The sequence below is a fragment of the Pseudohongiella spirulinae genome, from assembly GCF_001444425.1.
Classification (GTDB): Bacteria; Pseudomonadota; Gammaproteobacteria; order Pseudomonadales; family Pseudohongiellaceae; genus Pseudohongiella; species Pseudohongiella spirulinae.
Genome location: NZ_CP013189.1, coordinates 2195315 through 2208444, shown reverse-complemented (window position 1 = coordinate 2208444; position 13130 = coordinate 2195315). Strand labels below are relative to the sequence as shown.

The 13130-nt window shown below is 53.3% G+C and carries 13 protein-coding genes; 11 read left to right on the top strand and 2 right to left on the bottom strand.

All coding sequences use genetic code 11. From position 1 onward, the window contains the following. Positions 1 to 222 precede the first annotated feature (222 nt). The 4 genes from PS2015_RS10210 (at position 223) to PS2015_RS10195 (ending at position 5965) form a co-directional block, all read left to right on the top strand. The gene (locus PS2015_RS10210; protein WP_058022145.1) at positions 223 to 1140 is read left to right on the top strand and encodes a recombination-associated protein RdgC; all 918 of its coding nucleotides are present in this window, start codon (positions 223 to 225) and stop codon (positions 1138 to 1140) included. Positions 1141 to 1249: 109 nt separating this feature from the next. Further along, entirely contained in the window at positions 1250 to 2437 is a 1188-nt protein-coding gene (locus tag PS2015_RS10205; protein ID WP_169792299.1) for an efflux RND transporter periplasmic adaptor subunit, read from the top strand. After that, on the top strand, positions 2434 to 5583 hold the full coding sequence (locus PS2015_RS10200; RefSeq protein ID WP_237113309.1) for an efflux RND transporter permease subunit: 3150 nt from the start codon (positions 2434 to 2436) through the stop codon (positions 5581 to 5583). Before PS2015_RS10205 ends, PS2015_RS10200 begins: the two co-directional genes overlap by 4 nt. Before the next feature lie 163 nt (positions 5584 to 5746). Beyond that, a complete protein-coding gene (locus PS2015_RS10195; protein ID WP_058022143.1) occupies positions 5747 to 5965 on the top strand; it encodes a DUF2970 domain-containing protein in 219 nt (72 codons plus the stop codon). Between the two features lie 27 nt (positions 5966 to 5992). Here PS2015_RS10195 and PS2015_RS10190 read toward each other — a convergent pair whose 3' ends face one another. Then, a complete protein-coding gene (locus tag PS2015_RS10190) occupies positions 5993 to 6481 on the bottom strand; it encodes a hypothetical protein (protein WP_156412717.1) in 489 nt (162 codons plus the stop codon). A gap of 189 nt (positions 6482 to 6670) precedes the next feature. Here PS2015_RS10190 and gdhA point away from each other — a divergent pair, with 189 nt between their 5' ends. From gdhA to PS2015_RS10160, 7 genes are read left to right on the top strand one after another with little or no spacing between them, the layout of a single operon-like run. Continuing rightward, positions 6671 to 8020: an NADP-specific glutamate dehydrogenase gene (gene gdhA / locus PS2015_RS10185; RefSeq protein ID WP_058022141.1), complete on the top strand. Its 1350-nt coding sequence runs from the start codon at positions 6671 to 6673 to the stop codon at positions 8018 to 8020. A gap of 27 nt (positions 8021 to 8047) precedes the next feature. Then, entirely contained in the window at positions 8048 to 10594 is a 2547-nt protein-coding gene (locus PS2015_RS10180; protein ID WP_058022140.1) for a PEP/pyruvate-binding domain-containing protein, read from the top strand. A gap of 54 nt (positions 10595 to 10648) precedes the next feature. Continuing rightward, a complete protein-coding gene (locus PS2015_RS15945; protein WP_335338232.1) occupies positions 10649 to 10861 on the top strand; it encodes a trimeric intracellular cation channel family protein in 213 nt (70 codons plus the stop codon). Beyond that, complete coding sequence (locus PS2015_RS16030; protein ID WP_418054908.1) at positions 10821 to 11270, top strand: hypothetical protein; 450 nt, start codon at positions 10821 to 10823, stop codon at positions 11268 to 11270. The genes PS2015_RS15945 and PS2015_RS16030 overlap by 41 nt, the downstream gene beginning before the upstream one ends. Next, entirely contained in the window at positions 11173 to 11775 is a 603-nt protein-coding gene (locus PS2015_RS10170; RefSeq protein ID WP_418054919.1) for a YoaK family protein, read from the top strand. The genes PS2015_RS16030 and PS2015_RS10170 overlap by 98 nt, the downstream gene beginning before the upstream one ends. A 6-nt stretch (positions 11776 to 11781) precedes the next feature. Next, on the top strand, positions 11782 to 11997 hold the full coding sequence (locus PS2015_RS10165) for an RNA-binding S4 domain-containing protein (RefSeq protein ID WP_058022138.1): 216 nt from the start codon (positions 11782 to 11784) through the stop codon (positions 11995 to 11997). Positions 11998 to 12023: 26 nt separating this feature from the next. Continuing rightward, positions 12024 to 12776 carry a M15 family metallopeptidase gene (locus PS2015_RS10160; RefSeq protein WP_237113308.1) on the top strand — a complete coding sequence of 251 codons (753 nt, stop codon included), beginning with the start codon at positions 12024 to 12026 and terminating at the stop codon, positions 12774 to 12776. A gap of 15 nt (positions 12777 to 12791) precedes the next feature. On the opposite strand, the gene PS2015_RS10155 is transcribed toward PS2015_RS10160, so the two are convergent. Then, positions 12792 to 13100, bottom strand: coding sequence for a cupin domain-containing protein (locus PS2015_RS10155; RefSeq protein WP_058022136.1), 309 nt, complete (start codon positions 13098 to 13100; stop codon positions 12792 to 12794). Positions 13101 to 13130 lie beyond the last annotated feature (30 nt).

Below are 13130 nucleotides of genomic sequence, written 5' to 3'. Positions count from 1 at the left end.
CGCTTTCCCAGTGCAGGCTGCAAATTGGCAGCGATGTCAGTGCATGATGTTTAGACATTGAGCGTTTTCTCATCTGATAAATTCAGGCTGCGGATTGTAATCCTCTCCAGTATGTTGTCAACGCTTAATTAACTCATAATGAGCCGATCATTCATCTTGTGTGATTGAGATCACTTTCCGGTACAATGCGCCCCTTGCCTGAATTCTTTATACGGATGTTTTATGTGGTTTAAAAATATTAGTGCCTATGTGTTGGCAGAAGGTTTTGATCTGGATGTCGAACGTTTGCAGCAGGCCCTGACGGATCATCGGTTTCGCCCTTGTGCCCGCTCGGAACAAAGTCGCGTTGGTTGGGTAAATCCGGTAGAGAGCCGGAATACTGACTCGGATCAATTTGTCCACCAGTTGGGCACTTACGCCATGGTCTGCCTGCGAAAAGAAGAAAAACTGCTGCCTTCGGCTGTGGTTAGTGATTTAGTCGAAGAGCAGGTGCGCGAGATTGAAGCGCGTGATGCGCGCAAGGTTTATCGTAAAGAAAAACTGCAACTGAAAGATGAGGCGATTGCCACCTTGTTGCCACGCGCATTCAGTCGTCATCGCGTTATTCACGCCTACCTGTCGCTGAAAGACCGCATGCTGATTGTGAATTCCTCCAGTGCTTCGCAGGCTGAAGAATTGATCAGCGCGTTGCGTGATGCCCTGGGTTCCTTTCCGGTGCGTCGATTAAATGTACAACATTCACCCATGGCACTGATGACGCAGTGGCTTAAAGACGGTCAATGCAGTCACGGTTTTCGCATGGATCAGGACTGCGAGCTGGTGAATCCAATGGAAGATGGCAACGTGATTCGCTGCAAGTCGCAGGACTTGAGTGCCGATGAAGTCACGGCGCACCTGGATGCTGGCAAGCAGGTAAGAAAGCTGGGTGTGGTCTGGAATGATGCAGTGTCCTGCGTGCTGACAGCCGAGTTGTTAATCAGCCGGGTACGATTCGAAGATATGATCCTGGAAAAAGCTCGTGAGCAGGAGGCAGAATTGGCCGCCGAGCAGTTCGATCAGGATTTTGCCGTGATGAGCCTGGTCATCTCGGATCTGCTTGCTGCGGTGCTGGAAGCCTTTGATGGTCTTGCCGACGTCTGACACTTTGTCTTGTTGTGCTATGACTTCACCGACTCTGCGACTTCCGGCACTGGTCAGCAGGCCGGAATTAACGCTAGTGTGCTGACTATTTGACAGAAGGATGTTGTTGATGGCGCAAAATCAGTTTGTTAAGAGCTGGCTACGCCGCTTGCTGCCCGTCGCTATAGTTGCCGCGGCGGTCGGCCTGACTGTGATGCTGGTCTCAATGCGGCCGGAGCCGGAAAGCGTGGTTCAGCAGGAGCGAGTCGTGCCGGTTCAGGTGGTGCCAGTTTCTCGAGAGGATGTCAGGCTCGTCATTCGCTCGCAAGGTACTGTTATGCCACGGACTGAAACCCTGCTGGTGGCAGAGGTTTCCGGTGTGGTGCGCTCGGTATCCGACAAACTGATAGCGGGTGGGTTTGTACGCGAAGGCGAGGTTTTGCTGACGCTTGATGATGCGGATTATCAGGTGGCGGTGGACCAGGCTCAGGCCAACCTGATGTCAGCCCGGGCTCAGTTGACGCAGGAGCAGGCGCAATCCGAGCAGGCGGCCCGGGAGTGGGACATGTCTGGCCGTTCACGTGACAGTGCGCCGGTACTGGCGCTACGCACACCGTTTCTGCGCGAAGCGGAGGCTCGTGTTCTGTTTGCTGAATCAGAACTGCAGCGGGCACAGCGACAACTTGAGCGGACACGTGTGCGTGCGCCATACGACGCGCTGGTGCGTGAAAAAATTGCTGATATTGGGCAGTTTCTTGGTGCAGGGGCGCAGGTCGCCAGGATATTTGCTACCGATTACGCTGAAGTGCGTCTGCCACTCAGCACACAGGATCTGAACTGGTTGCAATTGCCAGCGCCGGGACAACCGTTTGTTGCACCGATGCCTCAGGTCACTTTGCATGCCGGTATTGGCGATAAGGATCACAAATGGCCAGCGGCACTGGTCAGAACGGAAGGTGTTGTCGATAGTAGCAGTCGCATGATCTATGTGGTGGTTCGTATAGATGATCCTTATCAGCAATTGCGTTCTGATACCCGGCGTCAGGCACTGATGGCCGGTACTTTTGTGAGCGCAGATTTGCCTGGTACGGTGCTCAGCGGTGTCTTCAAGATTCCGCATAGTGCCATGCACAATACAGATGCCGTGCTGGCCATGGATGCTGATCAGCGGCTGCGATTGCGAACGGTTACGGTCATACATACCGATGCGCAGTGGGTTTATGCTCGCGACGGGCTGCAGGAGGGGGATCGGTTAATTGTGTCGCCGGTCCAGGTGCCAATTGATGGCATGCGTGTCAGCCCGGAGGCAGCACAATGATGAAGGAGCTGCCGGAGTCCAGCCATAAGGGACTTATTGCCTGGTTCAGTGCCAACAGTGTCGCAGCGAATCTGCTGATGTTTTTTATTCTGGCTGCCGGTATTGCGTCAGTTTTTTTCATAAAAATTCAGGTGTTTCCGGATTTCGAAACGCGCACCATTCAGGCCACCATGGCTTATCCCGGCGCCGCGCCGGAAGAGGTAGAGCTGGCCATTGTCGTGCCCATCGAAGAATCGGTTCAGGGGCTGACGGGCATCAGTCGACTTCGCTCGAGTGCGCGCGAAGGCTCGGGCAACGTCACCATGGAAGTGGAAAGTGGTTACGATGTCACAGAGTTGCTGAATGAGGTCAAGAGTCGCATTGACCGTATTTCTACCTTCCCGAATGGAGTAGAACGACCTGTTGTTCGCGAAATCGAAATGGTGCAGCCTGTGCTGCAGATTTCGGTTTATGGCGATCTGGATGACCGGGCGCTGAAAACACTGACTCAATCAATACGCGACGATATTTTGCTGCTGTCTGAAGTCAGCCAGGCGCAGATCCAGGGCGACCGTGATTATGAAATTGCCATTGAGGTTTCAGAGCATACCCTGCGGGAATATGGGTTGACACTGGCGCAGGTGGCCGCCGCTGTGCGGGCAGGATCAATAGACGTGCCGGGTGGCGCTATCCGGACTGAGAACGGTCGGATTCAGCTTCGCACGCAGCAGCAGGCCTATACCGGTGACGAGTTTGGCCGTATCGTCCTGCGCACCAATCCGGATGGCTCAAGGTTGCTGGTGCGTGACATAGCCGACGTGCGTGACGGCTTCGTCGAGACTGAAAATTTCTCCCGCTTTGATGGTAACCGGGCCCTCAATATTCAGGTCATGGTTACACCCGAGCAGAATGTGCTGGATGTCGAGCGCGCGGTGATGCGTTACATCGATGACAACAAAGCCACATTTCCGTCCGGGGTCAGTATCGATGCCTGGGGCAGCAATGCCTTCTATCTGCAAGGCCAGCTCAATATGATGCTGGGTAATCTGATCATGGGTGCCGCCCTGGTCTTTCTGGTGCTGACTACATTCCTGCGATTGAATATTGCCTTGTGGGTCATGGTAGGCATACCAGTAGCATTTTTTGGTGCCATCTGGCTGATGCCTCTTGGGCCTTTTCCGGTGGACATTAATATGATCAGTTTGTTCGGGCTGATCCTCGTACTGGGTATCGTGGTGGATGATGCCATTATCACGGCAGAGAGTGTGCATTCCGAAGTCTCAGCAGAAGGGCACAGCCTGGACAACGTGGTTGCTGGTGTTAAACGAGTGGCAGTGCCGGCGACCTTTGGCGTGCTGACCACTATTGCTGCTTTCGCGCCGATGCTGCTGGTTGGGGGGCAGGTAGCCCCTTTCTTCGAGGCCATCGGTATGGTGGTTATACTGTGTCTGCTGTTTTCCCTGATTGAGTCCAAGCTGATATTGCCGGCGCATCTGGCGCACTCCCGCATCGGCTTGACGTCACGTGCGCAGCGCAACTGGCTGGAGCGATATCAGGTGTGGGTGGCTGAAGGTCTGGATCGGTTTATTCAGCAGATCTATCGCCCGACATTGTCGCGTGCCCTGGAGTATCGTTACGCAACAGTTGCTGGTTTTATCGGCGCCCTGATTTTAAGTGCTGGCATCATCATGGGTGGCGTTGTCCGTTTTGAATTTTTCCCCAATATTCCCAGCGACTTTATCGAAGCACGACTGACCATGAATGATGGTGCTTCTTTTGAGGCCCGCAATGCGGCGCTGACCCGTATGGAGCAGGCGATTCTGACCATGAATGACAGTATCCCGGATGAGGATCCGGTAGATCATGTGGTGGTCTTTACCAATGGTGATCTGGGCGGATCGCTGGTTGTAGAGCTTACCAAAGCTGAAGACCGGGAAGTGTCGCCAACTGACATTGAGCAGCTCTGGCGCGAAAAAGTCGGTGAGATAGCTGGTGCCCGCGAAGTGCGGTTTTTTTCCAGTACCAGTGCCGGTGGTGGTTCGCCGATCAATCTGCGGCTGATGGGGGCAAATTATCAACAACTCGAGCAGGCTGCCAATGATCTGGTGTTGAAGCTGGAAGAATACGCTGGTGTGTTTGACGTCACCAATTCTTACAGTCAGGGCGGCGATGAAATAAAGCTGCGAATTAAACCACAGGCTGAACAATTGGGGCTGACGGCCAGTGCCCTGGGTACCCAGGTCAGACAGGCGTTTTTTGGGGAAGAAGCGCAGCGTTTGCTGCGGGGCCGTGATGAGTTGCGAGTGATGGTGCGCTATCCGGAAGATGAGCGACGCTCCATCGCTAACCTGCAGGATATGCGTATTCGAACCGCCGATGGCACTGAAGTGCCTTTCAGTGACGTGGCTGACGTCACGATGGGTGAGGGCTTTTCAACCATCAGCCGCATTGACCGTCAGCGCACGGTCACTGTCAGCGCTGATGTGAATCCACTGGTGGCACAATCGGGCACCATCATCAGGGATGTGATCAGCAATTATGTGCCTGAGCTGCTGGCTCGTTATCCGGAGGTCAACTTTGGTCTGGGCGGTGCCAGTGAAGAGCAGGCTGAGCTGATACAACGCATTGCACTGTTTTTTATGGCCGCCATGTTTCTGATTTTCACCCTGCTGGCGATCCCGCTGAAATCCTATCTACAACCTCTTATTGTCATGTCAGTCATACCTTTTGGCATTATTGGTGCCGTCATTGGTCACATCGTATTTGATGTCACCGTTAGTATGATGTCGCTGTTTGGACTGGTGGCCCTGGCCGGGGTGATTGTGAATGACAGTCTGATCATGGTTGATTTTGTGAACCGGGGCCGGCGCACCGGTCTGTCGATTGTGCAGGCGGTGCTGGATGCGGGCACCAGCCGATTCCGTGCCATTCTGCTGACAACGCTGACAACTTTTTTCGGACTGCTGCCCATCATGTTTGAGACCAGCATGCAGGCTCAGCTGGTCAAGCCAATGACGCTGTCACTGGCCTTTGGTATCGCCTTTGGAACGGTGCTCACCTTGTTCCTTATTCCCTGTCTGTATCTGATGCTGGATGATCTGGTGAGAGTGTTTCGGGGGGAGCGATCCGTGCAGGTTGCGACGGAAGAAATGACAAAAATGACGTAATATTGGACATAAATGGCAATATATGTCTTGTGTAAATTTATAAAATCTTATAAATCAAATAGATATCGGGTGGCATGCGAATTGCTAAATACTAATCAGGGGTTAATGGTTATTATCGAGATCTTTCTCAGCAGGCACATTGCCGAATACAGGAGTCGTCACCATGAATTCAGTAAAAGGTCCCCAGCAGTCCCGGTCAGTGAGTTTCCTGCAGGCCGTCGGCAGCAGTATTGCCGCCGCTTTTGGTGTGCAAAGTCGCAAAAACCGTGAGCGTGATTTTGAGCACGGCGACGTCAAAACATTTTTCTTTGCGGGCTTGCTGGTCACCGCCGTGTTGTTGTTTGGCATGATTGGCATAGTGCAGATGGTGCTGGCGCCCTGAGCAGGGCGCCAGATGATAGCGTAGTGATCAGGTGGCCGGATTCCACTGTTGCCATTCGGTGATAAACAGTCCGACACATTCTGAGGCTACGCTGTCGATGTCAAAGCGATTGGCACTGACTAATGACATGCGGCTGTTCTGCCACATCAGCTTATTAACGTCTGTCGATGCCAGCAGCCAGTATTCGACGCTGACATTGTAAGCGATGCGGTTGCCGTCACGGCTGGCCTGCAGATTGCAGACCAGATAATCGCGGCCGGCTGAACGTCTGCGTATGCCGGCAGACTTGAACTCATTCTCCAGTTTTTGCAGCGTTTCCAGCCGGAAGCTGCCCTCATCACCGTCCATGGCCTCCCACTGCTGAATCTGCACGTACATATCAAACTGATCGAGACCTGCCAGAGACAGACCATTGCCGCGCGGAAACACCTGGGCGGTTGCACACTGTGAGGCCAATGTAAGTCCAAAAATCACCGCAATCACTAGTGTTTTTGCAGGTTTGATAACTCCGTTCAATGTCGCTCTCCCAGTCGGCGTTTCAGGTTCAGGCCGAGAATAATAGCGCAAAAACCCAAAAATGCCAGATAAGTAACCAGGCAGACAAAACTCGTCACAAGCCTCGTCTTGCCATATTGCGCCCTGTCATGGTGCAATCATGCACCATGAAAGAGCCAGGCAGTTAAAAATGACATCAGAGGAACACAGATGAGTGCACGTCTTGACGAAAAACTGGAACCTATTTACCAGGAAGTTTTGCATCGCAACCCCGGGGAATCCGAGTTTCACCAGGCAGTCCGTGAAGTGCTGGAGACGATGGGGCCGGTCCTCGTAAAGTACCCGGAGTTTGCCGATAAAAAAATCATTCAACGCATCTGTGAGCCAGAGCGGCAGATCATTTTTCGTGTACCGTGGCAGGACGATCGGGGTGAGATCCATATCAACCGCGCGTTCCGGGTTGAATTTAACAGCGCACTTGGACCATATAAAGGCGGTATGCGTTTTCATCCGTCGGTTTATCTGGGCATCATCAAGTTTCTGGGATTTGAGCAGATTTTTAAAAATGCCCTGACCGGCATGCCAATTGGCGGCGGCAAGGGCGGCAGCGATTTCGATCCCAAAGGCAAATCTGACGATGAGATCATGCGATTTTGCCAGAGCCTGATGACGGAGCTGTATCGGCATCTGGGTGAATATACGGATGTGCCGGCGGGGGATATTGGTGTTGGCTCTAGAGAGATCGGTTATATGTTTGGTCAGTATAAACGAATCACCAATCGCTATGAGTCCGGCATTTTCACTGGCAAAGGTATCGGTTGGGGTGGCAGCCTGGCGCGAAAAGAAGCCACTGGTTACGGAACCGTGTTCTTCACCCACGAAATGCTGAAGGCACGCGGAGACACTCTTGAAGGCAAAAAAGTGGTGGTCTCCGGATCGGGTAATGTGGCCATCTATGCCATAGAAAAGGCACACGAACTGGGCGCCAAAGTCATTGCCTGTTCTGATTCGGCCGGCGTGATCATTCATGAGGCGGGTATTGATCTGGAGACCGTTAAGCGTATCAAGGAAGTTGAGCGCCGCCGTATCAAAGCATATCTGGAAGTTCACAAGGACGCGAAATATGTGGAAGATGGCAATATCTGGTCAGTGCCCTGTGATATCGCGCTGCCTTGTGCCACTCAGAATGAATTAAATGGTAAAGATGCTGAGCTGCTGATTAAAAACGGCTGCATTGCCGTGGCTGAAGGTGCCAACATGCCAAGCACACCGGAAGGCATTCAGGTCTTCCAGGCTGCGAAAATTGCCTATGGGCCGGGTAAGGCCGCCAATGCCGGTGGTGTAGCGACCTCGGCACTGGAAATGCAGCAAAACGCCAGCCGTGATTCCTGGTCCTTTGACTATACACAGAAGCGCCTGGAAGAAATTATGATTGGCATTCACAAAAGCTGCTATGAAACCGCTGATGAGTTCGGGGCGCCAGGCAATTATGTCATCGGTGCCAATATTGCCGGTTTCCTGAAAGTCGCCCGTGCCATGGATGCCATGGGCGTTATCTGATTTTACACTGTGCACAGAGGCCAGGCCATGAGGGAGACCGAACAAAGCAATGAGGTCCGGGTCTCCTCGGGCCTGGATGCACTTGATTCTGTACTCGATGGACTGCGCATTGGCGATAATGTCGTCTGGCGAGTCAGTGATATCCGCCATTATCGGCGCTTTATCCCGGCGTTTATTCGTACCTCGGCAGCGGCAGGTCGGCAGATCATCTATCTGCGTTTTGGTCAGCATGATGCCCTGGTGCAGCCGCAAACTGGTGTCAAAATCGTGTGCATCGATGCGCAGGATGGTTTTGAGGCGTTTACAGGTCAAGTCTGGCGACAGATTGAGCAGCACGGTCGTGGCGCTTTTTATGTGTTCGACAGCCTGAGTGAGTTGCTTGACGCCTGGGCTACCGATGTCATGGTCGGCAATTTTTTCCGGGTAGTGTGTCCCTATCTGTATGAGTTGGATACCGTTGCCTGGTTCGCCATGCATCCGCAGCGTCATGCCTCAGTGACTCAGGATCGCATCCGCAATACAACTCAGGTCATGATTGATGTCTTTAGTCTGAACGACGAGCTGTATATACAGCCCGTCAAAGTCTGGCGACGGCATTCCCCCACCATGTTCCTGCCGCATCAACTGCTTGGGCAACAATTCAAGGCCGTCACCGACAGCAACACAGCCGCCCAATTGCAGAGTGCACTGGAGGCGGCTGTCATCGGTGAACGCCCCGTTCTGGATTACTGGGAGCGCTTGTTTGAGCAGTTGCGTGAGCAGGGCGATGTGGTCAGCGAACGGGCCCTGCGTGTGCTGTTCAGTCGAGAGCAGCGCATACAGTCGCTGGTGGGACGCTATTTTACAGTTAATGACCTGTTGAGTATCCGGCACCGTATGCTGGGCAGTGGTGTGATTGGTGGCAAGGCCACAGGTTTGCTGCTGGCCGGTGCAATTCTGCGACGCAGTGCGCGCGCTTCCTGGCAGGAACGCTTGCTGGCGCACGATTCCTGTTTTATCGGTTCAGATGCGTTTTATGGCTATCTGGTGCACAACGGCCTGTGGTCAACCCTGATGCGTCACCGCTTTTCAGAGAGCGACTATTTTTCGGCAGCCCGGGATTTACACGCGGCTATTCTAAAGGGCCGGTTCCCGCCAGAGTTCAGTGCAGCGCTGGACAGAGTTCTGGAGCATTTTGGTCAATATCCGATACTGGTACGCTCCAGCAGCCTGCTGGAAGACGGCTTTGGCAATGCCTTTGCGGGCAAATACGAGAGTGTGTTTCTGAGTAATCAGGGTGATCCTGAAGAGCGCCGTCTGGCATTGGAAGGGGCTGTCCGTCAGGTCTACGCATCGGTTGTCAGTGAGGATGCGCTACTGTACCGCCAACAACGGGGTCTGCAACAGCGCGAGGAGCCTATGGCACTGTTGTTACAACGGGTAAACGGTCGCTTTCACGGTCGCTATTATCTGCCCGATGCTGCTGGCGTTGCAGTATCACGCAATACCTTTGCCTGGGATCCTGATATGAATCCGGCGGCTGGCATGATGCGGCTTGTTGCCGGTCTCGGCACACGCGCTGTTGATCGGATTGCAGAGGATCATGCTGCTGTCATTGCGCTTGATCTGCCGCTGAAACGACCTTTCCGGAGCGAGCATGATGCGTTCGCCTGCACGCAGCAGCAATTGGATGTACTGGATATGAACAGTGGCAGACTGTCGTCACTACCCGTGGGGAAGGTGACAGTCGATTTACCTGAGCTGCCTTTGGCCCGCTTTGGCGAGATTGATCGTCAGGCCAGTGAGGCGGCCAGAGATCTCGGTTTACCAACGCCAGTCTGGCGCCTGAGCTTCAAGCCTCTGCTGGCGCGTACCGATATGGTGCAGTGTCTGCGCGGAATCCTGCAAACATTGGAAGCGGCTTACCAGCATCCCGTTGATATTGAGTTTACCCTGCACCTGCAGGCCGATGGGACGCCGCAGTTCAATCTGGTGCAGTGTCGTCCGCTTGCGACTCTTGGTTCTCAACAAACGGTGGCGATCCCGGATTCGATTTCGGATCAGCAGTGCCTGTTTGAATCCCGGGGCCACTTTATGGGTGGTAATATTGATCTGGAAATCGATATGATCATCAGAGTGGATGCGGGTCGCTATTCCGCATTGGGCAGCGAGGCACGATACAGCACGGCCCGCGAGATTGGAGAGCTGGTCAGAGCGAATGCTGACTCGCACCGCATTTTGCTGATTGGTCCCGGTCGTTGGGGCAGCAGTAGCCCGGAGCTGGGGGTGCCAGTCCGGTTTGCGGATATCGCTGGTGTGGCCATGCTGGCTGAGGTGGCAGAGATGTCAGAAACGGTGGTGCCGGATCTGTCTTATGGGTCGCACTTTTTTCAGGACCTGGTGGAAGCCAGTATCGCCTATGTGGCGCTGTTTCCTGACTCATCTGCGTGCCGGTATTTTCCACAGCATTTGCCTGAGGCTGCAAAAACAAGTGCACATGGCGCTTTGCAGGTGTACAAGCTTGGTCAGCAAGTGCTCAGCGTGCAGGCCGATATAGTTGAGCAGCGCATGCTGGCGTATCTGAGGGTAAATTGATGCTGCTGTATATTCTTGACCTGATGGGGGTCGCCGTTTTTTGCGGTCAGTGGTGTGTTGGCTGCACGTGACCGCGAACTGGATATTCTGGGCGTGATCGTAGTGGCTGCCATGACAGCTATTGGCGGTGGTACATTGCGAGATCTGTTATTGGATCGTCACCCCATCTTCTGGATTACCGATGTCAGTTACCTGCTTGTGATTATCGCCGCTGCTGGTGGTGCTGATGGGCACCATGACGGGCGTTACCGGTGGCGTATTACGTGATGTTGTAACGGCCCCGCATTCCTTTGATATTACAACGCGAGATCTATGCCTCAGCAGCGATCGCGGGAGTGGTCTGCTACCTATTGATGCAGGCCATTGGTGTACCTCAAACTTACGCTTTTGTAGGCGGTGCTATGGTTGTGGTGGTATTGCGATTGGCGGCATTGCGCTGGAACCTCAATTTACCAACCTTTCGATAAGAGCCAGACAGTACAGGCAAGGAGTTTTTCATGCCGTTCACTCAGGTGGAGCATGTACAGGACGAATTTATGCGTCAAAGTCGCAGCCGTGTTTTTTTCGGCGCGGCGCTATTGGCAACTATTGCCGGTTACGTGAACGTGGTTATGCTGAGTTTTTTTGCGGTACCGGTCAGTCACATGAGCGGGGCGGTTTCACACCTTGGCATTAATCTGGCGGCAGTTGAGCTTGCTGACGTGATGCTGGCGGCGGCCATTGTAGCGGGTTTCTTTCTGGGTGCACTGCTTTCTGGATTGGTGCTGCGGGATACACAGTTTAAAATGAAGCGACGCTACGGCTTTTTGTTAATATTGGAAAGTGGCCTGCTGACGTTGACTATGTTTTTGGCGCTGCGAGGAGCTAATGCGACTGTGCCGCTGGCAGCGATGGCCTGCGGATTGCAGAATGCCATGGCCAGCAGCTATCGTGGGCTTACCCTGCGTACGACTCACGTCACAGGTATAGTGACAGATCTGGGTGCACTGCTGGGTAATCGAATCCGGGGTCGGCAGATCAGCAGCTGGAAATTTGGTTTGTTGTTCTCCGTGCTGGTGGCTTTTTTTCTGGGTGGGTTAGCTGGCGCCATGGTGTTGGTTTTTCTTCAGATGTGGGCATTGAGTTTAGTAGCGTTGCTTTGTCTGATTCTGGGTCTCCTTGTTTTGATGGTATCGAGTTGAGTGAATATGCGTAACGTAGAAGTGAGCAAAGTACCGGTGGAGTTATACAAAATACTGAAGTTTGAAGGACTTGTTGGCAGCGGGGCAGAAGCCAAGGCTGTTGTGGCTGACGGGCAGGTGCGAGTTAATGGTGCGGTAGAGACGCTAAAGCGCAAGAAGATTCTGCCAGGCGATGTGATTGAGTTTGGGACGGAGAAGTTGTGTATCGTGCTGCCTGAATGACAAGGTATCAATTGCGGGGAAATGTGATGGCTTATTCAAGAATTACTCTAGGGATTTTGTTATTGGTACAGATGGCTGCCTGTTCAAACGATGAACCCTACCCACCAGAAGGGTTTAGCTCAATCGCTGAACTCGACGCTTCCATTGAATTGGATATTCGCTATATCGGCAACAACAATTTTCTGGGACGTCCTGTGGCTGGGTATGAGGGTGCGGCCTGTATTCTCAGCACACCAGCCGCGTCAGCACTGGTGCAGGTTCAGCGCAGTGCGAATGAGCAAGGTTATTCCCTGAAAATTTATGATTGCTTCCGTCCTCAGCAAGCCGTGGACAATTTTGTGCGCTGGGCGGCTGACGCAGACGATGTTGTCATGAAGGCCTCCATGTACCCAAGTGTGCCCAAAGAAGAATTGTTCTCCCGTGGTTATATTGCTGAGCGCTCTGGCCACAGCCGCGGCAGTACAGTTGATTTGACGCTGGTGCCGCTGGGCACTCATCAGCCGCAGCTCGATCCGTTTGCGCCCTGGGATTGTCGTGCCTCAGATGAAGCTTTGCGCTTTCCGGACAACAGTATCGATATGGGCACCAGCTATGATTGTTTTGATGTGCTTTCTCATACGGCGCATCCGGCTATCAGTGCTCAGGCGATGGCTAATCGTCTCCTGCTGAAAGAGCTGATGGAGGCTGCCGGTTTCGAAAACTACGAAAACGAGTGGTGGCACTATACGTTGCAAGACGAACCCTTTCCGGATACGTTCTTTGATTTTCCGGTGCGTTGATGGGGCGGCTACTATTCAGACCTTGAACCAGAACTCAACTTCGTCTGTCGCTACTTCAAAGTCAGCTGCGTGAGGCGTGTGTGCCGGTACGTGATACCAGCTGCCCACGCCATAGCGTTCTGTTTTTCCGTTCATTGTCAGTAGCAGCTCGCCGCGGGTAATCACTCCGTGATTGTCAGTATCATGAGTGTGTTCGGGGATTGAAGTCCCGGCGGGGTAGGATGCGAATAACACGTCAGCGCCTTCAGCCGTCAGTTTGTAAGCGTCAAATCGCCCATCGTATAAGGGGAGCTGTTTGATGCGGTTGGGGTATTTGCCGGACATGGGTTCAGTCTTTTATTTATGGTTGTGCTT